Below are 23,855 nucleotides of genomic sequence, written 5' to 3' on the forward strand. Positions count from 1 at the left end.
GTTAAACTGATTTTGTTTTGCAGTTTTCAATGATGTTCTTTAAGTCCTGAGGTTCAACCCCGCTAAAGTACTGGTCGTTAATGGCAATTACGGGCGATAATCCGCAAGCTCCCATGCAATTGACAACTTCAATGCTAAACAGCCCGTCACGGGTGGTTTGGCCCTGCTTAATTTTTAGCAAGCGCTCTGCTTCCTGTATGATTTTAGCAGAACTGTTAATATGGCAGGTGGTGCCATGGCAAATACGTATGTGAAAAACTCCTTTAGGCTCAAATCTGAACTGATCGTAAAAAGTAGCTACTCCGTAAATTTTGCTGATGGGCAAATTTAATGCGCTGCCAATGCGGATGATGGATTCTTCAGACAGGTACCCGGTTTCAAGTTGTATTTCCTGTAAAAGCGGCAACAGGCCATCGCGTTGAATGTTGGAATGGTTTTTTATTATTTCATCAATTTTGTCTGCCATATTCTGCTGTTATTCAGTAAAATATATGTTTGTTGAAAAGGTGCTTTTCAAATGTGAGCGCATGATTAAAATTAAAATCCGCTGCTAAAATTACTGTTATTTTTTTAACAATGTTAATCTTTTAACAGATATTTTTCATGAAATTTATTATTTTTGTTCTTTTGGTAACAACAATGCCCGAAAAATATCTTGGGCATTTATACGTCAGGATGCATTCATTCTAAACTTTATGTTTACTTTGCACCATCTGAAACGTTTAAATTTACGTTTTACCGAATCAAAGGTTTCAAGTTTAAATTTTCGAAATAATAATGGATGAGAGAGTAGATATTCAGATTTGTTTGGGCAGCTCCTGCTTTTCGAGAGGGAATAAACGGCTCGTTAAAGTTGTGGACGAATATCTGAATGTACATAATTTGCGACATTTGGTGCATTTTCACGGAGCACATTGTTTTAGTAGCTGCGATAAAGGCCCGTTGTTGCATATCGATGGCCGCGAGTATGATCAGTTAACTGAAGAAAAGGTTATCGCTATTCTTGACCGGAGGTTTGGGAGTGCCGACCCCAATATTTGATCGGAAACTTATTTGTTTTGTTACTGTTGGATAAACAGTTCTACGGTTTAACATATTTCCTTTAAATGAAACTACCTTTAATCAATATAAACAGTGATAAGTGCAAGATATGCTTTGCTTGTGTCAGGGCTTGTCCGGTAAATGCTATTCAGGTTAAATCAAATATTGAAGCGCCGGTTGTTGTTCACGACATGTGTATTGGTTGTGGTAGTTGCCTGCAGGTATGCGCTCCACTGGCAATTTCATACCGCGATGCCTGCGAAGAAACCAAGAGTTTACTGGCTTCAGGTGAGAAAACAGTGGCCATAGTGGCGCCAAGTATCTCAGGCGAGTTTGATGATATTACCGATTACCGGAAGTTTGTGAGAATGATTCGTGAGCTTGGCTTTTCCTATGTGAATGAAGTTTCATTTGGCGTTGATCTGGTGGCTGAACAATATCGTGAGCTTTTTTCAAACTTTATGGGGCGGTACTATATTGCGACCAATTGCCCGCCTATTGTGGCTCTTATTGAGAAATTTCATCCCGGATTAATAGACAATCTGGCTCCGATTGTATCGCCAATGATTGCATCGGCTCAGTTGGCCAGACAACTTTATGGCGAGCAGGTTAAAGTTGTTTATATAGGACCTTGTATAGCGGCTAAGGATGAAGCACTTAGATTTGAAGGAAGCTCAAAAGTTGACTCTGTTCTTACGTTTGTGGAGTTAAGGCAGTTATTTGACGAATTAAATATCAAGGAAAGCACTGTTGAATATTCTGACTTTGATCCGCCACTGGGCTATAAAGGTTCATTGTATGCTGTAAGCAATGGCATATTGCAGGCAGCCAATCTCAGTGAAGATTTAATGAAAGGCAGTATCATCACTGCTGAAGGCAAGGATAATGTGCTGGAAGCTATTCGTGAATTCGAATCTTCAATTGAATTTATCAAAAGACATTTTAACTTGTTTTACTGCGAAGGTTGTTTGATGGGGCCCGGTACTTCAAAAGGAGGAAAGAAATATGCCCGCAAAACCCTGGTGACAGAATATGCAATAAAAAAGCTGAAAAACTTTGATTTGGAAAAATGGGAAAAAGCCTGCAAAAAACATACGGCTCTCTCTAATTTCAAGGCTTCATTTGTAATTGATGATCAAAGGCTTGTTGAACCACCCGAAGAAAAAGTGGAAGAAATTCTGAAGGTAATTGGCAAACAGGAAACACATGATAAACTGGGGTGCGGGGCTTGTGGATTTGAATCATGCCGCGATTTTGCGGTTGCGGTAGCCAAAGGGCTAACCAAAACTGACATGTGTATCACTTATTCGTTGAGAAGTAAACATGATTTTATTAAAACGCTAAAACTTACCAACGAAAAACTTGCCCGTACTCAGGATGCTTTGCTGGAATCAGAACGTAAGGCCAGGCATGAACAACAGATGGCACAGGAAGCACTTGAAAGAACATCATCTATGCTGCAGAAATTGCCTAGCGCAATTGTTATTGTGGATGAAAACCTGAAAGTAATTGAATCAAACCAAAGTTTTATCAATACTCTAGGCGAGGATGCTGCTGATATTAATGAAATAATTCCCGGGTTGGTAGGGGCTGATTTAAAAACCCTGCTTCCGTTTCAGATTTATAAGCTGTTTTCGGCGGTCATTTCCAATAATGAAAATTTGGTGAACAGAGATGTGCATTTAGGCGAAAGATTGATAAATGTTTCTGTATTTTCAATAAAAAAAGGAAAAATTGCTGGAGCCGTGCTACGCGATATGTATTTGCCGGAAGTCAGAAAGGAAGAAGTAATCAGCCGGGTTACCGATGTAATAGATGAAAACTTTGACCTGGTCCAAAAAATCGCATTCCTGCTCGGCGAAGGAGCTGCAAAAACTGAGCGTATGCTTAATTCCATCATTGAATCGCACAAAGAAGGCAAAAAGTAAACTCCCGCATGGACAACAGGTTTTATATTGAAGTTAATGCTGAATTGAAAAATCATCACGAATCCAGAATTTGTGGAGATGTTTTCCTTTCAAGACGCATCAAGGAAGAAAACCGGATTGTGGCGGTGCTGTCTGATGGTATGGGGCATGGCGTTAAAGCAAATATGCTTGCAACGCTAACTGCAACCATGGCTTTAAATTTTACACTTGAGCATAAAGAAGTTCATCGCATTGCTGAGATCATTATGAATACTTTGCCGGTGTGCAGTGAACGAAAAATGAGTTATTCAACTTTTACCATTATTGATATTGAATTTGATGGTAAAGTGAGGATTCTGGAGTATGACAATCCCCAGGCTATTATTCTTCGCGGAAAGCAGGTGTTTGAACCTGAGTGGACTTGTGTGATGCTCGGTGGCGAAAAAAATGCCGGAAAAGAGCTTAAGAGTTGTGAGTTTATGCCTGAAAAGGAGGACAGAATTATCTTTTTCAGCGATGGTGTTGCCCAGTCAGGTTTAGGTACAGGCAAATACCTGTTTGGATGGGGACGCGAAAATGTTCTGCAATATGTGCATGAGCTGGTAAATCATGAACCTGAACTGTCGGCACTTCAACTCTCGCATAAGGTGGTAAATATGGCTCATGTCAATGATGCATATTTATCGAAAGATGACACCAGTTGTGGTGTAATCTATTTTAGAGATCCCCGAAAGCTGCTGGTTTGTACCGGGCCTCCTTTTGAAGATCACAACGATGCCTTGCTTGCCCGCCAGGTGAATGAGTTTCAGGGGCAGAAAATTATTTGCGGAGCAACCACGGCTGATATTATTTCAAGGGAATTAAACAGGGTAATTGAAGATAGTTTTGATTTTGACGATCCTGATTTGCCTCCCATTTCTATGATGGATGGTGTTGATCTGGTCACCGAAGGTATTTTAACTTTAGGGAAAGTTACGGAAATTCTTAAAACATACAGCAACAGTACCCGGCTAACCAAAGGACCAGCCGATCGTATCGTTAAAATGCTGATTGAAAGCGATGAAATCCATTTTTTGATTGGAACCCGTATCAACATTGCACATCAAGACCCCAGCCTGCCTGTTGAACTTGAAATACGACGTACTGTGGTTAAGAGAATTGCCAGACTACTCGAAGAAAAATTTCTAAAAGAGGTCAGCGTTACTTTTATATAACTTTCGTTTGCTTCCGGCTGATTTACTTGTTTGAATTATTGCACTCTGTTATATTTTGATTTTCAATGTATTATTAAATTTAATTATTAAAGAAAGGGAATAAAAATGAGAATTACTTTTGAAGGAAGTAAAAAGGTGATAGCCGAGTTTAATGGCCGTCAGATTGTTACAGATCAGCCTGTCAGGGCTGGAGGTGATGGCTCAGCTCCTGCGCCTTTTGACTTGTTTCTGGCTTCAATCGGAACCTGTGCAGGCATTTATGTGAAATCGTTTTGCGATCAGCGTGGTATCCCTACCGAGGGTATCAGCCTTGAGCAGGATATGAAATTTAACCCTGAAACACACATGATTTCTCATCTTGACATTAAAATTATTTTGCCGGAAGATTTTCCCGAAAAATATAAGGATGCTGTTGTGAATTCAGCCAACCTGTGTGCTGTTAAGCGTCATTTGCACAATCCTCCGGTAATGACAGTAAGTGCTACTATTGGATAGCTGACATTGTTTGTTTCCAGGTATTTATAAAAAAAGGCTTCACTATCCGGTGAAGCCTTTTTGCTTATGTAAAATGACTTACAGTCTTTCGTCAATCATGTTTTTATCCAACAGTCCCTTGATGTCGTAAATAACGGAATTTGTGCCGCCAAAAGCTTTAATATCCAGCTTTTTAAACTCATTGTGGGCAACAGCCAGAACAACTGCATCGTACGTTCCTTCAGGCTTGGCAATCAGGTCAACTCCATATTCATGTTTAACTTCGGCAGCATCAGCCCAGGGGTCAAAAACATCAACATTACATGAGTATTCCTTGAATTCAGAAACAACATCTATGACCCGTGAGTTTCTGATGTCCGGACAGTTTTCTTTAAAGGTCATACCCAGAATTAAGACTTTACTGCCTGCAATGGTATGCCCTTTTTGAATCATTTTTTTAATTACCCTGTTGGCAACATAAAAACCCATGTTGTCGTTGAGCCTGCGACCGGCAAGGATAATTTCGGGGTTGTAGCCCAATTCCTGGGCTTTGTATGTAAGGTAGTAAGGATCAACTCCAATGCAATGACCTCCCACCAGGCCCGGGTAGAATTTCAGGAAATTCCATTTAGTTCCTGCGGCAGCAAGTACTTCATGCGTGTCGATGCCTATTTTGTTGAAAATGAGTGAAAGCTCATTCACAAAAGCTATATTAATATCGCGTTGCGAATTTTCAATTACTTTTGCGGCTTCAGCTACTTTCAGGCTTGATGCCATGTAGGTTCCGGCAGTAATAATGCTTTTATAGAGGTTGTCAACCTTTTGGGCAATTTCAGGGGTTGAACCCGATGTTACTTTCAATATTTTTGTAACCGTGTGCACTTTGTCTCCAGGGTTGATTCGCTCAGGGGAGTAACCACAGTAAAAGTTTTGGTTGAATTTTAAACCGCTGAATTTCTCAAGCACTGGAACACACTCTTCCTCTGTAGCACCAGGGTAAACAGTAGATTCATAAATTACAATATCGCCTTCCTTTAATACTTTTCCAACTGTTTCCGAAGCTTTAATCAAAGGGGTTAAATCAGGCCTTTTGTGATTATCAATAGGTGTGGGCACTGTAACTATATAATAATTACAGTCTTTAATTTCTTCAAGTTGGGTAGTGTATTTTAGTTGAACTGCAGCTTTTAAATCTTCATCGGAAGTTTCCAGCGTGCGGTCATGGCCATTTTTTAATTCATCAATACGCTGCTGATTTATATCAAATCCCATAACCGGGAATTTTTTACCAAATTCAACTGCTAAAGGCAGTCCTACATATCCTAATCCAATAACACCGATGTTTATTTTTTCGCTCATATTCGTGGTTTTTATTCTGTTTGCCAGGATTTACCTGTATTTTACTAAAAAGTTTTTGAGGCCAAGGGATGATAATCACCTTTTAAACCAACAGGCTGCGTATTTCTGATATTGAAAACTGTAAGGATGCTTTGTCGTGCATCTTCCAGCCCAAACCCGCCTCCATTCAGTATGTGACGATAAGAGGTTGTGTGCAGGTCAGTAAACCCTTCGCTGAATTCGAACTCTTCTCCTTCAATGGTAAGGGAACGGAATGTGCGTTTACCAGCCTGAATGGCCGATTCGGGTAATGATTTTTCATTAATACTCAGGAACCACCGCACCCTGGCTTGTTTAAGCTGAAGGAAACCTGCGGCTTGGTCATCGGTAAGCACATGAACTGTGTTTTGCTCAACTTCTCCGAATATCCAGGTAAGCATGTCAAAAAAATGTACCCCAATATTTGTGGCTATGCCGCCTGATTTTTCAATGTCACCTTTCCATGATATAAAGTACCACCGTCCACGACTGGTTATATAGCTCAGGTCTATGTCGTAAATCTTGTCGGCCGGGCCTTCTTCAATTTTTTTCTTCAGGGCAATAATGGCAGGATGAAGCCTGAGCTGAAGAATGGTAAAAATGTGCTTTCCTGTTTCCTTTTGAATATCCGACAGTGCATCCACATTCCAAGGATTTAAGACCAATGGCTTTTCACAAATGGCATGTGCATCGTTGCGTAAAGCCAGTCTTATATGAGCATCATGCAGGTAATTAGGGGAGCAGATACTTACAAAATCAATCTTATTGTCGCCTTTGCGGCGTAATTTGTCCAGATGTCGATCGAAACGTTCCGGCTCGGTAAAAAAATCTGCTTCAGGAAAATAGCTGTCAATGATGCCTACACTGTCATATTTGTCGAGGGCCGTAACCAATTTATTTCCTGTTTCTTTAATGGCTTTCATATGCCGCGAAGCTATGTAGCCTGCTGCGCCAATCAGGGCAAAATTCAGTGGATTGTTATGCTGTTCAGTCATTCAGATTTTGATTAATGTGGTATCAGCCTGGGTGAATTTATAGTATGAGAAGTGTATTTATGTTTTGCTGCTGTGTTTTCCTGCAGCTTTCATTGGTACAAAGTTAGAAAACATTGTTTATTGATTGGCTTAATACGCACAAAATAAACAATGCTTTTCATGAAATGATTTATAATTCATTTTAATTTTTAACTGGCTCCGGGCGGTTGACTGTTTTACGAATCAGGCAATAAATTGTTAAGGATATTGGATTGCCATAAGTACAGACAAACCGGCATAAAAAAACAAAGAAGCACGACGAAATGGCTTTATAATGGCTTTTTGGAAAACAGTACGATAAATGAAAAGGTATTGCTGATTTTAAAAATTTTTGTAATAGAATGTTAGTGAGTGGATTAGATTAGTTTGTGGAATGGCAATATCGGATTGATAAAATGTTAAAACTAACTTACTTTTGCCAAAATTAATTCAGGCTTTTATTATTCTGCCCAATTATGGTTTCGCCTTTATTCAGCACCTTACTCATCCCGTTTATTATCGCAATGTTATTGGCCATTACGATGGGAGGTAGTGGAACGGGGCCTGCATTTTCTGCAGCTTATGGTGCCAATGTTATCAGAAAGAGCCTTATTCCTGGTTTGTTTGGTTTGATGGTTTTTTTGGGTGCCATAATTGCTGGCAAGGAAACAGCAACCACAATGGGAAAAGGTTTGATAAATCCTGAATTTCTTACTTTTCCGGTAGTATCCGTAATTTTGTTTTCTGTGGCTATTTCATTGCTGGTTGCAAATTTGGCAGGCATTCCGCAGTCAACCAGTCAATCAACTGTTTTAGCGGTTGTTGCACAATCCATTTATTTTCAGCAGGCCAATGCGCATAAGCTTTTTGTTGAAATAATTCCAGCCTGGTTTATTTTACCCGTTATCGCCTTTTTTATCAGTCTGTTTCTTGGAAAATATATCTATAAGCCCATGCGCAGAAGGGGTTTGACGATTTCACGTTCGAGCAATGTGAACAGAAAGCCTGTACTGGATGTGATTATACTTTTTATGTCGCTCTATGTGGCTTTCTCTATCGGGGCCAATAATGTGGCAAATGCTTCAGGTCCTATAGCTTCCATGACAGCAAATGAACTCAATATTTCAATGGATAAAAACTTTATCCTGATTATGATTCTGGCAACACTTATTGTGGCTCCTAGTTTTGCTATCGGGAGTTCGATTTTTGGCAATAAAATCTTGAAAAATACCGGAAAGGAGATTGTTTTGTTCGGAAAGTTTGAAGCAGTAATTATAGCTTTTGTTTCTGCCAGTTTATTGCTGACAGCTTCAATTACCAAGGGAATTCCAACATCGCTTGTTCAGTTGAATGTGGCTGCAATTTTGGGAATTGGTGTGGCCAAATTAGGGACAAAGAATATCTTTAAGAGAACTGAAGTCAAAAAATTCTTTCTCATGTGGATCATTGCTCCGGTTATAGCCTTCAGCTTGTCATTGACTTTGATTTATATTGTTGATAAATTGGGCTACCTCTGATGGTCGTAATTCTGTTCTGCTCAAATTTTAAGTAGTTTGATTTTATTGTGACGAGTTTATCCTGTCCTGAAGTATGGATGTTGGAATCAAAGGTGTAGGTACAAAATAAAAGGCCATTTGTGAAAATGGCCTTTTCCTTTGCAATCGAATGAGGTTTATGTTAGCTTAACTGCGCCAGCGATTCTTTTATTCTTTTGGCTGCTTCTGTCAATTCGGCTTCTGAAGTGGCATAGCTAAGTCTGATGCAGTCAGGATTTCCGAAAGCTTCGCCAGGCACCAGGGCAACATGAGCCTGATCGAGCAGGTAGTTGCAAAGGTCTGTGCTGTTTGAAATCGTGATGTCGTTGTTTTTTTTGCCAAAATACCAGGTTACATCCGGGAAGAAGTAAAAAGCGCCATCGGGAATATTGGTTTTAAAGCCGGGAATGTCGTTGATAAGCTTAAGAAATAAATCGCGTCGTTTTCTGAAAACTTCAATCATGTTTTTAAGTTCTTCAGATTCGGCCGGATTGGTAAGTAAAGCTGCAATACTTGCTCTTTGCGAAATAGAACTTGCACCAGAAGTGAATTGTCCCTGGATTTTATCACATGCTTTTGCAATATCAGGCGCTGCAACACAATAGCCTAAACGCCAGCCTGTCATGGCAAATCCTTTTGAAACGCCATTGATGATAATAACCCTGTCTTTAATTGACTCAAATTGAGCAATTGATTCGTGTTTGCCTTTAAAATTTATCAATTCGTAAATTTCGTCAGAAATAATATAAATACCCGGGTGTCTTTCAAATACAGCGGCTAATGCAGCAAGTTCTTCTTTTGAATATACAGAACCGGTTGGGTTGCATGGGCTGCTAAAAATAAAAACCTTGCTTTTGCTGGTGATAGCTTTTTCGAGCTGGTCAGGCGTAACCTTAAAATCAGTTTCAACTCCGGCCTGTATCAGTACCGATTCTCCTTCGGCAAGTTTAACTATTTCGCGGTAAGAAACCCAATATGGAGCCGGAACAATGACTTCGTCGCCCGGATTAACCAGACTTAGCATGGTGTTGGCCAGAGCTTGTTTGGCTCCGGTCGATACTACTATCTGTTCAGGTGAATAGTCAAGGTTGTTATCTCTCTTTAACTTAAGGGCAATGGCTTTGCGTAAATCAAGATACCCGTTGACCGGTGGGTAAAACGTGAAATTCTGATCAAGAGCTTCGCGGGCAGCTTCTTTAATATAGTCGGGCGTATTAAAATCGGGTTGCCCGATGCTTAAGTTGATAACGTCAAAGCCCTGTTCTTTCAATTCTCTGCTGCGCCTGGTCATTGCCAGCGTTTCCGATTCAGCTAATTTGTTAATTCTGTTAGATAGTATATTCATGGGTATCTTTTTTTATTCTTGTACGAAATGAGAAAGGTGACAAATTTAATGAATTTAAAATGTGGGATACAAGCATTTTATATGCTAAAAACTTGAAAATTTGCGACCTTTGTCCGATTGTAAAGTGTTAATCAGCTAAATTTTGAAATTATGCGTGATGTTTTATTGATGTTAATTCCCTCCTTGCTCGTAGGTGTTACAGTTTTTGCTTTGTTAAAGATATACCTGAAATCTCAAACAGAACAACTTAATCACGAATATAAAGCAGAAAGGTTGCGGTTGATAAGTCCTGTTCGTCTTCAGGCGTACGAACGAATGGTGATGTTGCTCGAAAGGATAACACCCTCTCAGCTGGTTATGCGTAATATGATGCCCGATGGCTCTGCAGCTGAATTGCAAAGTGCCTTGGTTGGTAATATAAGAATGGAATTTGAGCATAATCTCTCTCAACAGCTTTATATTTCGTCAAATGCCTGGGAACTGATTAAAAATTCACGTGAAGCTGTTATTGCTTCCATTAATGCAGCCGCCAGTCAGCTTGCAGATGATGCTTCGGCAACAGACCTGGCTCAAATGATTTTTCAGTACGAGATGAATAAAGAATTTTCAACTGTTCACAAAGCACTGGAGTTTCTGAAGAATGAGGCGCGCCAGTTATTTTGAATTTTACCGATTGAGGTGATGCCCTATTCTTTTTGAGAAAAATATTTCAATAATGAATAAAACTAAAAACCGCAAACCGGATTTCCCGGTTTGCGGTTTTTGCTGTTTCAAACAATTTTAATTAACTGTAAATTTTTGTACAGCTCTTCCACTTTCAGTGTCAATAAGTATAAAATAAATACCACTTCTGAGGTTGCTTACATCAAGCTTGCAGTTGTATTCATTAACCTCTGTTTTGAAGACTTCAAGTCCGCTCAAATCTGTAATTCTCAGCAAATCAATTTTTACCGGAGATTCAACCTGCATATGGCCAGCTGCAGGGACAGGATAAAGTTTGATTTGTTGTGATAAATTATTTTCTCCAATGCCTTGAGGGCCTACCTGTATATAGGCTACCTTGGTTTCGGTAGATTGTGTGGAGCCATTATTTACTGTGAGCGAAATGGTGTAGTTGCCGTTTGCGTTAAAAGTGTGTGAAGGGTTTTGAATGTTAGAAGTGCTTCCATCTCCAAAATCCCACGACCATGAAATTATGTTTCTTTCGTTATTTACCAGAGTGGTGATTTGTTTTACAGGTAATTTGTCTCTGAAAGAACCCGGGGCTGTTGCCTGTATTACATTTCGAAGTGTAATTTGACCGGTAGCACCGTTCACATCGCAAACATACCAGTATAATCCTGTGCCGCTTGTAGGAATCTGCAGGGTGTGCAATAATCCGGCCTGATTGTATATCTGAACAACGGCCTGAGAAGTAGTAATGTCAGGTGTTTCAGAATAATTGTGGATGTAATATTGGTAAGTGCCATTAAACATTTGGTAAATAGTCATAGTTTCAGGGCCATATCCTGTGGTAATGTCATAATCCAGCAAGGCGTAAGGTGCTGAAGTTGCATTTCCTTCATTGTTGTAGAAAATGTGATGGGCCTGTCCTTCAATCTCAGGTGTGTTCAAATGTGAATCCAGGTCAGATGGCGAAGCGCCCCAGTTAAGTACAAATCTCATGTTGCCTGCTGCCAGGATGGGCGATAATGAAATATTGAGTGTGAGCGAGCCTCCGGCAGGAATCACTACCTGATTATTTGAGTAGGTGATAAAGTCGGCTGCTGAGCAGGTAACAGTGCTGGAGTTTTCAGTTGATTGGTCTGCAAAGTTAACTGTCAATGGCGCAGCTCCTGATGTTTGACTGGCGGCGAAATTGGCAACCAATACACCCGCAGGTACATTGTTGATTGTGTAATTGCCATTGTTGTCAGTAATCGCAGATAAACCTGCAATACTTACCAGCGCTCCAGCAACAGGATTGCCATTGGTGGCGTTGGTTACCTGGCCTGTCAGAGTGGAGTTGCCCACTGTGCCTCCTGTAACTGTAATGTAGCCGTTTTTGGTTTCTGTATCAGAGCCACTGGCTCCATTAACCGTGAGGCTGACATTGTATGTTCCGGCTGTATTGTACGTGTGAGAGGGGTTTTGCAAAGTGCTGGTTGTGCCATCTCCAAAATTCCACAGCCATGAAGTTATATTTTTGCTGTTCAATAATCCATGGTTGTTTTCTTTTTCAGGATATGTTTCTTTGAATGTGCCAGGAGCATTGGCCTGAATTGTATTCTTTATGGTTATCTGTCCATTGGCGCCATTAATATCGCAAACATACCAGTAGAGCCCTGTGCCTGATGTGGGAACCTGAAGGGTTTGTATCAGGCCATTCTGATTGTAGATTTGCAATACAGCCTGTGAAATGGTGATGGCTGGGCTTTCAGAATAGTTATGGATATAATACTGGTAAGTGCCATTAAACATCTGATAGATGGTCATCGTTTCTGGTCCGTACCCTGATGTAACATCGTGATCAAGAGCTGCATAGGGCGCCGAGGTTGCACTACCCTGACTGCTGTAAAAAATATGATAAGCCTGTCCTTCAATGGCGGGTGTGTTTAAGTGAGAGTCAAGGTCGGTTGGTTCTGCACCCCAGTTGAGTACAAATCGCATGGAGCCTTCCATGAGGGTTTGCGAGAGTGAAATGTTCAGGTTCAACGTTTGCCCGGGCTCAATTACTACCTGGTTGTTAACGTAGGTAATATATCCTTCTTTTGAACAACTGACAGTGTGAGAACCTTCGGTGGATAAATCGAAGAAATTAACACCAAGGGGAGCTTCACCCTGGGTAACATTCGAGTTGAAATCTGCGTTTAAGGTGCCAGCCGGAATATTGCTGATAGTGTAATTTCCGTTTTCGTCTGTTGTTGCAGTTAAACCTGCAATACTTACCAATGCACCTTCTATAGGTGAGCCGTCAAATGCATCGGTAACAAGTCCTGTTAGGCTGTTAGTTTGGGATGTGGTGGTTGTAAAACTGAAATCATCCACCATAAAAATAAAAGCATCATTAGAAACGCACTGAATGCCTACATAAATAGTTTGTCCGTTATAAGCATTTAAATCAAATGTTTTTTGTTCCCAGATATCTGCTGGAGCGGTCAAATAATTGCTGCCCGATATGATGGTGAAACTTTCGGGCGAAGCATCTGTTGTTGAAACCCCAACTTTATAACGTTCGAGGCCATATTGGGCGGTGTAGGATTTTACCCAAAAGGACACAGAAGTGCCTGAGCCTGCTACTAAAGGCGGGGAAATTAACCAATCATTGTTCGGTGGCGTTTGTGCAGCAAAACTTGCTGCAAATTTACTACCCGAATGGGGCTGGATAGTAGTGGTTGTCATTGGAGGTGTGGTTGACGACGGGTTGAAAATCATAAAGCCCATAGGCGAATATTGATTTTCAAATTCAATGCCCTCTATTCCCCATGTTTCAGAACCGTCAACATCAACAACAGTCCAAGGCGCAAATTCAAGACTGAAATTTGTGTAAGATTCAAATCCGTCGCTAAAATCAGTTAAGCTTTGAGCAGACGAAAGCAACACTGATTTTTGGATGTTTTCCGTTGGGATTTTGGCTTTTCCAGCTACTTTCTGATACGATTGTGCTGATGCGTTTATACAGAAAAGCGCTGCAAGAATGGTCAGTAGGTAGTTTTTTCTCATGGCTGAAAAGTTTAATTTGCCTCAAATATAACCAGACTTCTTCTCGATTCAAAATGTATGTTAATAAAATAATATAAGAATTTCTGATTTTGGAGATATTATTGGAAATTTGTTCAATCTAAGCGAAATGCTTTGACGGATTTTGTTATAGATTGATATTGTGACTTATGCTTGAGACTTTGTGAAGATAAAAGGGATGTATGATTTGTCATTTGGGTGAGGATATTTAATTATTTATTTTCTGCTTTGTCCTGTTCATAGGGGTTTGGTTTATAAAATCTGGCTATGGGATATTTAATGGGAGATTCGTTTTGTCAGGTTGATTTTGTTATTTATGGCATAGGCTGGATTTTTATTTTTCAACAGAAATGTTGCTCCGTAAATAAGCATGGCTGCCCTTTACCTGGGCAGCCATGCAGCATGAAAATAAATTAATCGAAATGTTAGTTAATCACCTGTATTTTGTGAGAAATCTGACTTCCCCCTGCATTTAAAATCATGATGTAAAGACCTGAAGGGAGATTGGTAACGTCAATGTTAATTTTGTGCTGGTTCTCATTCAACATTCCAAGGTCGTTGTTTTTTACGATTTTTCCTGTTGAACTTACCAGTTGGTAACTAACCTGGGCACTGTTTCTTAATGAAAACTCGGTGTAAACCTGATCTTTTACCGGGTTTGGATATACCGTGAGGCTTTCCTGATTAAATGAGTTTTCTTCAATGCCAGTAGTGTTACCGAGCGATACAAACGGGCCGCCGGCGGGCAGAACAGCGTATAGTCCAAAAGCAGCTCCGTTGTTGTTGTTCTCGGGGCTCAGGAATCCTGAAGCGATTACCGTCATTGCCACGCCTTCAAGTCCTAAATCAGCTAATGGGGCGTTAAAGGTTGCAACAGTTTCTGTGCCACTTTCTCCTCTGATATCAAGTTGGTAGTTTTCTGAAGGTAATTCAAGGTATCCTGCAAATTGTCCATAAGCCAGATTGTCCACAACTGTGCCGGCACCGGCATATGTTTCAACCACATCAACTACAGGAGCGTCGGTTGAGCCATGAAAGACAAGAATGTCAGTATTCCCTGCGTTTGAGGCAGCTTCGCGTCCCATGGCATAAACATAAATGTCAAAAGGAGTAGCAGGGTTGTAACCGGCAGGCACCACAATGCCGTTGGCAACAAGAATGTAAGTTTCGCCATCCATCAGATTGTAGGTAAACCTGGCTAAAGCATTGGTAGTATCGGTAGAGTTGGCGGGTTGAATCACAACGTCGAAGTCAACGCCGGCCGGAGCATCAATAAAAGGAGAAGCTGTGCGGAAAGCAAAATTATCAAGCAACAGCTGGTCGTTCAGCCATACATCCACCTGGGAGGCTGCAGCATCAGCAGAGTTGTGGATAACCTGTACGCGAGCGGTTGGGGTGTAAACCGGAAGTTCAACCAGTTCGCCACCGCTTGGCAAGGCAACAAATAATCCAAAAGCAGGGCCATTGTTATTGGCGGCCGGATTTAAGAATCCTGAAGCTACTACTGTTAAGGCCTGGCCTTGTAATCCGAGAGTAGCCAAAGGGGCAGCATAGGAAACAACGGTAGCGGTTCCTGTTTCGTCGCGAACAGCCAGAACGTAGTCGTTTGTTGGTAATTCAAGGTATCCGGCGAAATCGCCATAGGTGAAGTTGTCAATAATAGTACCTGCGCCAACGCCTGTTTCAACCACATCAACTACAGGAGCATCGGTTGAGCCGTGGAAAGCGAGCACATCTGTATTGGCTGCGTTTGAGGCAGCTTCGCGTCCCATGGCATAAACATAAATGTCAAAAGGAGTAGCAGGGTTGTAACCGGCAGGCACCACAATGCCGTTGGCAACAAGAATGTAAGTTTCGCCATCCATCAGATTGTAGGTAAACCTGGCTAAAGCATTGGTAGTATCGGTAGAGTTGGCGGGTTGAATCACAACGTCGAAGTCAACGCCGGCCGGAGCATCAATAAAAGGAGAAGCTGTGCGGAAAGCAAAATTATCAAGCAACAGCTGGTCGTTCAGCCATACATCCACCTGGGAGGCTGCAGCATCAGCAGAGTTGTGGATAACCTGTACGCGAGCGGTTGGGGTGTAAACCGGAAGTTCAACCAGTTCGCCACCGCTTGGCAAGGCAACAAATAATCCAAAAGCAGGGCCATTGTTATTGGCGGCCGGATTTAAGAATCCTGAAGCTACTACTGTTAAGGCCTGGCCTTGTAATCCGAGAGTAGCCAAAGGGGCAGCATAGGAAACAACGGTAGCGGTTCCTGTTTCGTCGCGAACAGCCAGAACGTAGTCGTTTGTTGGTAATTCAAGGTATCCGGCGAAATCGCCATAGGTGAAGTTGTCAATAATTGTACCTGCGCCAACGCCTGTTTCAACCACATCAACTACAGGAGCATCGGTTGAGCCGTGGAAAGCGAGCACATCTGTATTGGCTGCGTTTGAGGCAGCTTCGCGTCCCATGGCATAATCATAAATGTCAAAAGGAGTAGCAGGGTTGTAACCGGTAGGTACTACAATGCCGTTGGCAACAAGAATGTAAGTTTCGCCATCCATCAGATTGTAGGTAAACCTGGCTAAAGCATTGGTAGTATCGGTAGAGTTGGCGGGTTGAATCACAACGTCGAAGTCAACGCCGGCTGGAGCATCAATAAAAGGAGAAGCTGTGCGGAAGGCAAAATTATCAAGCAACAACTGGTCGTTTAACCAAACATCAACCTGAGCGGCTGCAACATCAGCAGAGTTGTGGATAACCTGTACGCGAGCCTGACCAAAAATGGATAGCGGTAAGATTATCATTATAAAAATAAAGGAACGGAGTAAAAGTTTGTAAGTTTTCATGGCTCATTGTTTTTAATGATTACCCCAAATAAACAGAAGTGAGGATATAATGTTCAACATAAAAGACAAAAAGATAAACAAAAAATAGTTAAAAAATTGTTAAAAATGTTGTAAATAGCTTAAAATAAGGAATAAATAAAATATTAAATTTTTTCTGTGTTGTTAATAATGTGTAATGAAATATGGATAAAGATAAACAAAAATAAGAAGGGCTGAACTTTTTTATGGCGATGGTGTTTTTTAGTAAATACCTATAAATGATGATTAACCTGATTAAGATGTTTAATGAAACAGATCGCCGCCTTGCCGGATTTATGGCTTCTAATGGAATTGGGATACTAAGGCTGAGTATAGGGGTTGTTTTTGTTTGGTATGGTGTGTTGAAATTTTTTCCGGATGTTAGTTCGGCAGAAAATATTGCCACCCAAACAATTGAAAAGATTTCGTTCGGCTATCTTGAAGGTCGCCATGCAATGTTGGTGCTTGCAATTTGGGAAACCTTAATTGGAGTTGGTTTATTATTTGGTATATTCTTACGCGAAACACTGCTGTTGCTTTTTTTGCAAATGGCGGGCACATTTACTCCGCTTTTTTTCTTTCCGGCTGAAACATTCAGCATATTTCCATGGGTTCCGACCCTTTAAGGTCAGTATATTATTAAAAATTTGGTATTGATCTCTGCGGGGATTGTCATTGGGTCAACAGTGAGAGGCGGCCGCCTGATTTCAGAACCTGCAAAAGAGGATGATAATGATTTTTCTAACCCTTAATTCTATAAAAATGCCTGTATTTGAAATCAAGCAGATTGTTGAAACAGATTTAGCTACTTGTTGGGATTTTTTTTCTGATCCTCGCAATCTGGCGATGATCACTCCTCCTGATATGAATTTTGTAATTAAGTATCCCCATACGATTCCTCGGATGTACAGAGGTATGATTATCAGGTATACTGTTAGTCCGATGTTTAAAATTCCATTAGAATGGGTTACAGAAATTACCCAGGTTGAGAATGAAAGCTATTTTGTTGATAATCAAATTAAAGGGCCTTTTAAGTTGTGGCATCATCAGCATATTTTTAAACAAACAGAAACGGGTGTGGAAATGACTGATATTGTAAATTATGAACTTCCATTTGGGTTAATCGGAGAATTAACAGCGAAGTCTTTGGTTGAAAAAAGAATAGAAAATATCTTTCGTTTTCGCCGTACGGTGATTGATAACAGGTTCAAAGCTCAAATACAGGACACACATTTGCTGAATAGTCTGAAATGAATTGTGAATTGATTGTATATAGTTTGTAGCTTTGCATCCTGTTTTTGAATGCTCTTTGCCTGAATATGACATCTGCCAAAACTTCTGTGATTGCCGGAGCCTTTGCAATATGCCTTAGTGCTGTGCTTTGGGGGCTCGATGGTATTGTGCTTACGCCCCGGTTGTATAATTTAAATGTTGGGTTAGTTGTGTTTGTGCTGCATGCACTTCCGTTTCTCATCATGAATTTATTTTTATATAAGGAGTACAGGTTGCTGAAGGTGCTTTCGCAAAAAGAAATATTATATCTTTTTCTTATTGCTTTAATGGGAGGTGCAATTGGGACAATGGCGATTGTCAGGGCTCTTTTTCTGGTTGAATTCCGCGATTTAACCATTGTTGTTCTGCTGCAGAAGCTTCAACCCATTTTTGCGATTGCTCTTGCCGCTATCTTGCTTCGTGAGCGTGTGAAAAAGAATTTTTTCTTATGGGCTTCCTTGGCTATTATAGCAGGCTATTTCTTAACTTTTGGCTGGGGGCTTCCTTACCTGGGCTCTGATTCCAAAACGGCCCTTGCTGCTGCTTACTCCCTGCTGGCAGCATTTTCATTTGGTTCTGCAACTGTGTTAAGTAAGGGGGTTCTTCACCGGTTACCATTTCAGGCTGCAACCTTCTTCCGGTATGGTTTTACTACCATTATTATGTTGGTATTTGTTATAGTTACCGGTACCATTTCCGGAATAGCGGGTGCTACTTCTCATAATTGGTTGATTATTCTTATCATCACATTTACTACCGGCTCCGGAGCTATTTTTCTTTACTATTATGGATTGCGCAAGGTCAAGGCTATGCTTGCCACCATATGTGAACTCTGTTTTCCGCTGTCAGCTATAGTTTTTGATTATATTTTTCACGGCAAAGTATTGAGTGCCGTGCAATGGGTGAGCGCAATGGTGATGTTGATTGCCATTGTCAGGCTTAGCATCGGGGGTAATACTGAAAAAAAAGCCTGAAAGTGAAGATGTGTCGCTTATTTATTTGGCTTTATATTCAATGTCGTTGTTGTTCATTATATTAGTATATTTGAGTTGAATTTAAATGTTTAGGAGTATTGTGCTCTTTTTTATTTCATTTTAGTTATTTTGTTGATTATCAAGTTGGTAATTTAAATGCAATCTAGGATCAAATATAATTTTACTCTATTAATTGTTGAAGATATTTCCTCCAACTATCTTTTTCTTGAGTCTGCTATCGGAAGGTGTTTTAAAAAAGTCTTACATGCCCCGAGTGGCCTCGAAGCGGTTGAATTGTGTAAAAATAACCAGGATATTGGCCTTGTGCTTATGGATGTGAGTATGCCTGTCATGAATGGCTTTGATGCCACCAGGTTAATTAAAGACTTTCGACCTGATTTGCCTGTAATCGCACTTACTGCTTATATCATTGATCAGCTGGAAGAGAAGCTGAAGGATGCAGGCTGCTCTGATTTCATGCTAAAGCCATTTGACTATCAGGAGCTTGAGGGTAGAATTGCCCAACTTTTATCTTCGAGGCAAAGCAGATAATTGTATTTAAAACGAATCGCTATCCAATTATTATTTGCTTCTCTTCTGAAATACAAAGAATGCGTATCCGCTGAAAATCAGTGTGGTAATGATTTGAATCCAGATGGGGGTTGCAAAAAGCCCCGGACCAATTAAAGTCAGTGAAACAAACACAGCCTTTAATATGTAATAGGCTGTTTTGCTTAATACGATGGCACTTGCCATGGCTATAAAGTTATTTTTAATTTTTGAGCTTAGTAAAAAGAAAAGCCAGACATTGAGCGTGAGTTCTATTGTAATCAGTAGCATTTTGTAAAAAACAGGATGCGCTGACACTGCAAATGAGAACAGAGGAAGAGTTAAGGCAAGCAGGTATGCATTTCTTTTATCGCTATGCAGCATGGCCAGAATCAAAACAAGTCGCATGGGTTCAATCAAATAAACCGGAAAGTTTAAGACGTGCGACAATGCAGGCGTAAAATAGATAAGCAGTATGGCCGCAGAGTTAATGATAATAGATCTGATTATCAGTGGTCTTGGTAAAGAAATGTTGTTCATGGCGAATACTGCGTTTTGTGAATTAATTCAGGTTTTGTCTTTTATTATGCAGGCATACAAAGATAATTTTTTTTTGTTTCGTGCGATTTCTTGCCTTCGCTGTTTCATTTTCTTTCAAATTGAGTATTTTTACAGTTTAATCTGATATTCCGGGCTGGAATCTTGATAAGATGTAGCTGAATTGAATGAAATTAACTGTAGTTTATGAAACGTCGTGATTTTATTGCTAAAAGTGTTAGTGCCGGCATAGTGGCTGGTGCTGCCGGAAGCTTGGGTGGAATCGTAAATCTGGCCACAGCTGCGCAGGCTCAGAAAAATTGGGACTTAGTTGCTGTTCGCGACGGTGAGCCTGAAGTGATGTTTGAAAGGGCCATTGCTTCCTTGGGCGGAATGGCCAGATATGTAAAAAAAGGACAGAAAGTTGTTGTAAAACCAAATATCGGATGGGATGTTGTTCCTGAAAGAGCTGGGAATACCAACCCTAAACTGGTCGGTCGAATTGTAAAACATTGTCTTGACGCCGGCGCTGCCGAGGTTTATGTGTTTGATAATACCTGCGATGCATGGAACCTGTGCTACAAAAATAGTGGCATTGAAAAAGCCGTAAAAGACGCCGGTGGTAAAATTGTCCCGGGAAATACGGAGAATTACTATAAACCCATAATTATCCCCCGTGGCAAGCGGTTGAAAGAAGCCAAAGTGCATGAATTAATTCTTAATTCAGATGTGTTTATCAATGTGCCTGTATTAAAACATCATAGCTCGGCAAGTCTTTCTCTTTCAATGAAAAATTTAATGGGAGTCGTTTGGGACAGAGGTTATTGGCACAGGAATGATTTGCATCAATGCATTGCTGACTTTGTTTCCTGGCGCAAACCTACCCTGAATATTATTGATGGTTACCGAGTGATGATGCGCAACGGGCCTCGGGGCGTTTCTACTGCTGATGTTGTTACAATGAAACAAATGATAGTTTCAGCTGATATTGTTGCTGCTGATGCTGCTGCTGCACGCATTTTCGGAAGTAAACCTGAAGAGATTGATCATATCAGAATTGCCCATGAAATGAAACTGGGAAATATGTTGTTGGATCAACTCACCATAAACAGAATTAAAATCTGATATGCATCGGTTATCCTGGCTCAAGGCTGTTCGTGTAGCCGTTTCAATGCTATTCTTTCTTTCGGTAGGGTTGATTTTTATTGATTTAGTGCAGTGGATTCCGGTAAAAATTATCAACGCCATTACCTGGACACAATATGCCCCTTCTTTGATTAGTTTCTTTACTTCTCCCGGTTTCGCAGCCGCAGGTTTTATCCTTTTTACTATTCTTACACTGCTTTTGGGAAGAGTTTATTGTTCTTCTGTTTGTCCGTTAGGAACTTTTCAGGATATTATTTACAGGATGGGCCGACGGTTTTTTAAACAAAAACCTTTAAAGTATTCAAAGCCCAAAAATATACTGAGGTATACCGTGCTTGTTGCCGTAATCATTTCATTTATATCCGGTACATCACTTCTGCTTTCGCTTCTGGATCCTTACAGTAATTTTGGAAGAATTACAGGTGATATTTTCAGACCCGCTTTTCAATTTGTGTCAAATAGCCTGGCAGCTGTACTTGAGCGACAGGATATTTTTTGGCTGGCCCGAAAAGATTTAAAAGGGATTCATACATCGTCGGTTGTTTTTGCATCGGGCTTTCTTTTTCTGGTAGTGATCATGTCCTTTTCACGCGGACGGCTCTTTTGTAATACGCTTTGTCCTGTTGGTGCTTTACTCAGTATTTTCTCCCGGGGCTCCCGCTTGCGGATTGTACTTGATAAATCGAGCTGCAATAGCTGCGGCCAGTGCAGTAAGGTGTGTAAAGCCCAGTGTATCGACATTAAAAGCAAAGAGGTGGATTTTACAAGGTGTGTGGCTTGCTTCAATTGTTTAAGCGCCTGCCCTTCTGATGGTGTCTTGTATTCTTCACGGAAAAGTACGCCCTATATTCCTGAAGATGAGAAATTACAGGCAAGCTCCGGCAAACGCAGAACCATTTTAAAGGCCATTTTATTAACAACAGCATTTACATCTGTTAAGGCATTTGCAACCCGGTTAAAGGGCGGCGAAAAACCTACCGAAATTCCTGAAGATAAAAAGCTGGTTGCTACTCCGCCTGGCTCTGGTAGTCATGAACATTTTAATTTATTCTGTACGGCCTGTCATTTATGTGTGAGTGCTTGTCCGACTCAGGTTTTGCAACCTTCCTTTTTACAGTACGGACTTCATGGGCTGATGCAACCTTACATGGATTATCATTCAGGATTTTGCAATTTTGAATGTACACTTTGTGCAGAAATTTGCCCGGCTGATGCTATTAAAATAGTGAAACCTGAGCAAAAAAAGAGGGTTCAACTTGGAGTGGCCCATTTTATTGAGAAAAACTGCGTGGTTTACACTGACAATACTGCTTGCGGAGCCTGTTCCGAACATTGCCCTACAAAGGCTGTAAACATGGTTCCTTATAAAAATGGCCTGACAATTCCTGAAGTCAATGATAAAATTTGCATTGGCTGTGGCGCATGTGAATATGCTTGTCCAACCAGGCCTTACCGCTCTATCTTTGTTGAAGGAAACGCTGTTCATCAATTGGCTGATGAGCCTGTTCAGGAAAAAATTGAACTTCAAAAGACCACAGAAGATTTTCCTTTCTGATAAGACAAAACGTAGATTTTATACCCCATTCCTGTTTTGTCAGTAACATTTTGTTCGATAAATCCATGGGTGTATTCCTGGAAAGAATCATACATTTTATTTGTCAATTCAACAGATTGCCCCAAAAAAAAGAGCCGTAATTGACGGCTCTCTTTATAGGTGATTGTATGTTTTTAAGACATTGTGTATTTCTTAAAAATCTGGTCGGAATGGAGCAGAAGATCAATGTATTGAGCTCTCTTGTAAATGTATGGGTCTTTGACATTGGCTTTGGATAATTTGCCTCTGAAGGCTTCAAGGCTATCAAAACCATGTTTAGACATAAATTTCTCGAGGTCAGCCAGAATATTTGTAATGGTCTCAGGCTTTTGCTTGTATAAAACACTTACAATTTGCACTGTGTCGGTTCCGGCAAGTATCATTTTGGCTATATCGCTGCCAGTGTAAACTCCCGATGAACCGCAAATGGATGCATTTGTGTTTTTATATAATAATCCGGCATATCTTAAAGCGAGTTTGTAATCACCTTCATTGCTCAGATTAAAGGGGGTGCTGTGTTGCAATGAATCGAGATTAATGTCAGGTTCAAACATTCTGTTAAAAAGCACAAAGGCTTTTGCACCTGCTTTTTCCATACGTTTGATAACCTGTAACGGATTGCTGTAAAACGGGCTAAGTTTTACACTTACAGGGATTTTTACCTTTTTACAAACCTGTTCTACAACCGAAACCTGTTCGTCTTCAATTGATTTTGCATCGGTTTCAAAGTCGCGCGGAACAGAGAAAAAATTCAATTCAAGTCCGTCAACTCCTGTTTTTTCGATAAGTCCGGCGTACTCAACCCAGGTGTCGCTGAAAACACAGTTTAAACTTGCAATTAAAGGAATGTTGACCGACTCTTTTGCCTCTTTTAGCTTCAGAAGATGTTCTTCTGGTCCGGCATGTTCCATTCCAGGATAAAGGCTTATCATTTCAGCGTTGCGTTCGTTATACAGCTCCATTTCGTCCTGAAACTGTATGCTTTCCAATTGTATTTGCTCTTCAAACAAAGATTTGTAAACAACAGCTGCAGCCCCGGCTTCTTCAAGCCTGCGCAACATCTCAATGTTGTTTACCATATTGCTTGAACCCACAATTATTGGATTCTTTAGCTGAATACCCATGTAATTCACTGCCAGTTTTGTCATATGAAATCTCCTTGTGTGATTAATTTGCACTTGAATCGTTCGTATAACAATGAGTGAAAGGATTTTGTTCTCATTGATTTTGATTTTTATTTTTTGATAAGTCAAATTGTATAAAGGTGTCACACTTTTTTGGGGTCATTAAAATGATGAAGCA

19 protein-coding genes and 1 pseudogene are annotated in these 23,855 nt (G+C 40.5%); 12 read left to right on the plus strand and 8 right to left on the minus strand.

Features of this window, described 5'->3' with window-relative positions:
• Window position 1: 1 nt before the first annotated feature.
• The gene (locus H6541_12305) at window positions 2-466 is read right to left on the minus strand and encodes an NAD(P)H-dependent oxidoreductase subunit E (protein MCB9016572.1); all 465 of its coding nucleotides are present in this window, start codon (window positions 464-466) and stop codon (window positions 2-4) included.
• A 311-nt stretch (window positions 467-777) separates the two neighbouring features.
• Between H6541_12305 and H6541_12310 the strand changes: the two genes are divergently transcribed.
• From H6541_12310 to H6541_12325, 4 genes are all read left to right on the plus strand, one after another.
• Window positions 778-1,041, plus strand: coding sequence for an NAD(P)H-dependent oxidoreductase subunit E (locus H6541_12310; protein MCB9016573.1), 264 nt, complete (start codon window positions 778-780; stop codon window positions 1,039-1,041).
• A gap of 65 nt (window positions 1,042-1,106) precedes the next feature.
• The gene (locus H6541_12315) at window positions 1,107-2,969 is read left to right on the plus strand and encodes a 4Fe-4S dicluster domain-containing protein (GenBank protein ID MCB9016574.1); all 1,863 of its coding nucleotides are present in this window, start codon (window positions 1,107-1,109) and stop codon (window positions 2,967-2,969) included.
• A gap of 8 nt (window positions 2,970-2,977) precedes the next feature.
• Window positions 2,978-4,162 carry a SpoIIE family protein phosphatase gene (locus tag H6541_12320; GenBank protein MCB9016575.1) on the plus strand — a complete coding sequence of 395 codons (1,185 nt, stop codon included), beginning with the start codon at window positions 2,978-2,980 and terminating at the stop codon, window positions 4,160-4,162.
• Between the two features lie 105 nt (window positions 4,163-4,267).
• Window positions 4,268-4,657 (plus strand): OsmC family protein, encoded by a 390-nt coding sequence (locus tag H6541_12325; protein MCB9016576.1) that lies wholly within the window; start codon window positions 4,268-4,270, stop codon window positions 4,655-4,657.
• Between the two features lie 78 nt (window positions 4,658-4,735).
• On the opposite strand, the gene tviB is transcribed toward H6541_12325, so the two are convergent.
• Window positions 4,736-5,995, minus strand: a complete 1,260-nt coding sequence (gene tviB, locus H6541_12330) for a Vi polysaccharide biosynthesis UDP-N-acetylglucosamine C-6 dehydrogenase TviB (protein MCB9016577.1) — start codon at window positions 5,993-5,995, stop codon at window positions 4,736-4,738.
• A gap of 44 nt (window positions 5,996-6,039) precedes the next feature.
• Window positions 6,040-7,008, minus strand: a complete 969-nt coding sequence (locus tag H6541_12335) for a Gfo/Idh/MocA family oxidoreductase (GenBank protein ID MCB9016578.1) — start codon at window positions 7,006-7,008, stop codon at window positions 6,040-6,042.
• Between the two features lie 542 nt (window positions 7,009-7,550).
• Between H6541_12335 and H6541_12340 the strand changes: the two genes are divergently transcribed.
• Window positions 7,551-8,543, plus strand: coding sequence for an inorganic phosphate transporter (locus tag H6541_12340; protein ID MCB9016579.1), 993 nt, complete (start codon window positions 7,551-7,553; stop codon window positions 8,541-8,543).
• Between the two features lie 160 nt (window positions 8,544-8,703).
• Here the strand turns inward: H6541_12340 and H6541_12345 are convergent, their stop codons facing one another.
• Window positions 8,704-9,906 carry a pyridoxal phosphate-dependent aminotransferase gene (locus tag H6541_12345; protein ID MCB9016580.1) on the minus strand — a complete coding sequence of 401 codons (1,203 nt, stop codon included), beginning with the start codon at window positions 9,904-9,906 and terminating at the stop codon, window positions 8,704-8,706.
• Window positions 9,907-10,056: 150 nt separating this feature from the next.
• Here H6541_12345 and H6541_12350 point away from each other — a divergent pair, with 150 nt between their 5' ends.
• Complete coding sequence (locus H6541_12350) at window positions 10,057-10,569, plus strand: hypothetical protein (protein ID MCB9016581.1); 513 nt, start codon at window positions 10,057-10,059, stop codon at window positions 10,567-10,569.
• Window positions 10,570-10,686: 117 nt separating this feature from the next.
• On the opposite strand, the gene H6541_12355 is transcribed toward H6541_12350, so the two are convergent.
• Together H6541_12355 and H6541_12360 are read right to left on the minus strand one after the other, a co-directional pair.
• On the minus strand, window positions 10,687-13,608 hold the full coding sequence (locus H6541_12355; GenBank protein ID MCB9016582.1) for a carboxypeptidase regulatory-like domain-containing protein: 2,922 nt from the start codon (window positions 13,606-13,608) through the stop codon (window positions 10,687-10,689).
• Window positions 13,609-14,051: 443 nt separating this feature from the next.
• Window positions 14,052-16,463 carry a DUF4397 domain-containing protein gene (locus tag H6541_12360; GenBank protein ID MCB9016583.1) on the minus strand — a complete coding sequence of 804 codons (2,412 nt, stop codon included), beginning with the start codon at window positions 16,461-16,463 and terminating at the stop codon, window positions 14,052-14,054.
• A 257-nt stretch (window positions 16,464-16,720) separates the two neighbouring features.
• On the opposite strand from H6541_12360, the pseudogene H6541_12365 reads away from it, so the two are divergent.
• The 4 genes and pseudogenes from H6541_12365 to H6541_12380 all read left to right on the plus strand — a co-directional run bounded on the left by H6541_12365 (window position 16,721) and on the right by H6541_12380 (window position 19,279).
• Window positions 16,721-17,233, plus strand: a pseudogene (locus H6541_12365) (DoxX family protein).
• Between the two features lie 10 nt (window positions 17,234-17,243).
• Window positions 17,244-17,735, plus strand: coding sequence for an SRPBCC family protein (locus H6541_12370; GenBank protein MCB9016584.1), 492 nt, complete (start codon window positions 17,244-17,246; stop codon window positions 17,733-17,735).
• Window positions 17,736-17,800: 65 nt separating this feature from the next.
• Window positions 17,801-18,727, plus strand: coding sequence for a DMT family transporter (locus H6541_12375; GenBank protein ID MCB9016585.1), 927 nt, complete (start codon window positions 17,801-17,803; stop codon window positions 18,725-18,727).
• A gap of 156 nt (window positions 18,728-18,883) precedes the next feature.
• Window positions 18,884-19,279 carry a response regulator gene (locus H6541_12380; protein MCB9016586.1) on the plus strand — a complete coding sequence of 132 codons (396 nt, stop codon included), beginning with the start codon at window positions 18,884-18,886 and terminating at the stop codon, window positions 19,277-19,279.
• Window positions 19,280-19,309: 30 nt separating this feature from the next.
• Here the strand turns inward: H6541_12380 and H6541_12385 are convergent, their stop codons facing one another.
• Entirely contained in the window at window positions 19,310-19,816 is a 507-nt protein-coding gene (locus H6541_12385) for a hypothetical protein (protein MCB9016587.1), read from the minus strand.
• A gap of 204 nt (window positions 19,817-20,020) precedes the next feature.
• Between H6541_12385 and H6541_12390 the strand changes: the two genes are divergently transcribed.
• Window positions 20,021-20,938 carry a DUF362 domain-containing protein gene (locus H6541_12390; GenBank protein ID MCB9016588.1) on the plus strand — a complete coding sequence of 306 codons (918 nt, stop codon included), beginning with the start codon at window positions 20,021-20,023 and terminating at the stop codon, window positions 20,936-20,938.
• A gap of 1 nt (window position 20,939) precedes the next feature.
• On the plus strand, window positions 20,940-22,514 hold the full coding sequence (locus H6541_12395; GenBank protein MCB9016589.1) for a 4Fe-4S binding protein: 1,575 nt from the start codon (window positions 20,940-20,942) through the stop codon (window positions 22,512-22,514).
• Window positions 22,515-22,687: 173 nt separating this feature from the next.
• Here the strand turns inward: H6541_12395 and H6541_12400 are convergent, their stop codons facing one another.
• Window positions 22,688-23,701, minus strand: coding sequence for a dihydroorotate dehydrogenase-like protein (locus H6541_12400; GenBank protein MCB9016590.1), 1,014 nt, complete (start codon window positions 23,699-23,701; stop codon window positions 22,688-22,690).
• Between the last annotated feature and the right edge of the window lie 154 nt (window positions 23,702-23,855).

The sequence above is a fragment of the Lentimicrobiaceae bacterium genome (assembly GCA_020636745.1).
Lineage (GTDB): Bacteria > Bacteroidota > Bacteroidia > Bacteroidales > Lentimicrobiaceae > Lentimicrobium.

Coding starts and splice junctions, on each gene's coding strand:
- H6541_12315 (MCB9016574.1), top strand. CDS start 1,107: ATGAAACTACCTTTAATCAATATAAACAGTGATAAGTGCAAGATATGC.
- H6541_12385 (MCB9016587.1), bottom strand. CDS start 19,816: ATGAACAACATTTCTTTACCAAGACCACTGATAATCAGATCTATTATC.
- H6541_12395 (MCB9016589.1), top strand. CDS start 20,940: ATGCATCGGTTATCCTGGCTCAAGGCTGTTCGTGTAGCCGTTTCAATG.
- H6541_12375 (MCB9016585.1), top strand. CDS start 17,801: ATGACATCTGCCAAAACTTCTGTGATTGCCGGAGCCTTTGCAATATGC.
- H6541_12335 (MCB9016578.1), bottom strand. CDS start 7,008: ATGACTGAACAGCATAACAATCCACTGAATTTTGCCCTGATTGGCGCA.
- H6541_12355 (MCB9016582.1), bottom strand. CDS start 13,608: ATGAGAAAAAACTACCTACTGACCATTCTTGCAGCGCTTTTCTGTATA.
- H6541_12370 (MCB9016584.1), top strand. CDS start 17,244: ATGCCTGTATTTGAAATCAAGCAGATTGTTGAAACAGATTTAGCTACT.
- H6541_12380 (MCB9016586.1), top strand. CDS start 18,884: ATGCAATCTAGGATCAAATATAATTTTACTCTATTAATTGTTGAAGAT.
- tviB (MCB9016577.1), bottom strand. CDS start 5,995: ATGAGCGAAAAAATAAACATCGGTGTTATTGGATTAGGATATGTAGGA.
- H6541_12360 (MCB9016583.1), bottom strand. CDS start 16,463: ATGAAAACTTACAAACTTTTACTCCGTTCCTTTATTTTTATAATGATA.
- H6541_12390 (MCB9016588.1), top strand. CDS start 20,021: ATGAAACGTCGTGATTTTATTGCTAAAAGTGTTAGTGCCGGCATAGTG.
- H6541_12320 (MCB9016575.1), top strand. CDS start 2,978: ATGGACAACAGGTTTTATATTGAAGTTAATGCTGAATTGAAAAATCAT.
- H6541_12305 (MCB9016572.1), bottom strand. CDS start 466: ATGGCAGACAAAATTGATGAAATAATAAAAAACCATTCCAACATTCAA.
- H6541_12310 (MCB9016573.1), top strand. CDS start 778: ATGGATGAGAGAGTAGATATTCAGATTTGTTTGGGCAGCTCCTGCTTT.
- H6541_12340 (MCB9016579.1), top strand. CDS start 7,551: ATGTTATTGGCCATTACGATGGGAGGTAGTGGAACGGGGCCTGCATTT.
- H6541_12400 (MCB9016590.1), bottom strand. CDS start 23,701: ATGACAAAACTGGCAGTGAATTACATGGGTATTCAGCTAAAGAATCCA.
- H6541_12325 (MCB9016576.1), top strand. CDS start 4,268: ATGAGAATTACTTTTGAAGGAAGTAAAAAGGTGATAGCCGAGTTTAAT.
- H6541_12345 (MCB9016580.1), bottom strand. CDS start 9,906: ATGAATATACTATCTAACAGAATTAACAAATTAGCTGAATCGGAAACG.
- H6541_12350 (MCB9016581.1), top strand. CDS start 10,057: ATGCGTGATGTTTTATTGATGTTAATTCCCTCCTTGCTCGTAGGTGTT.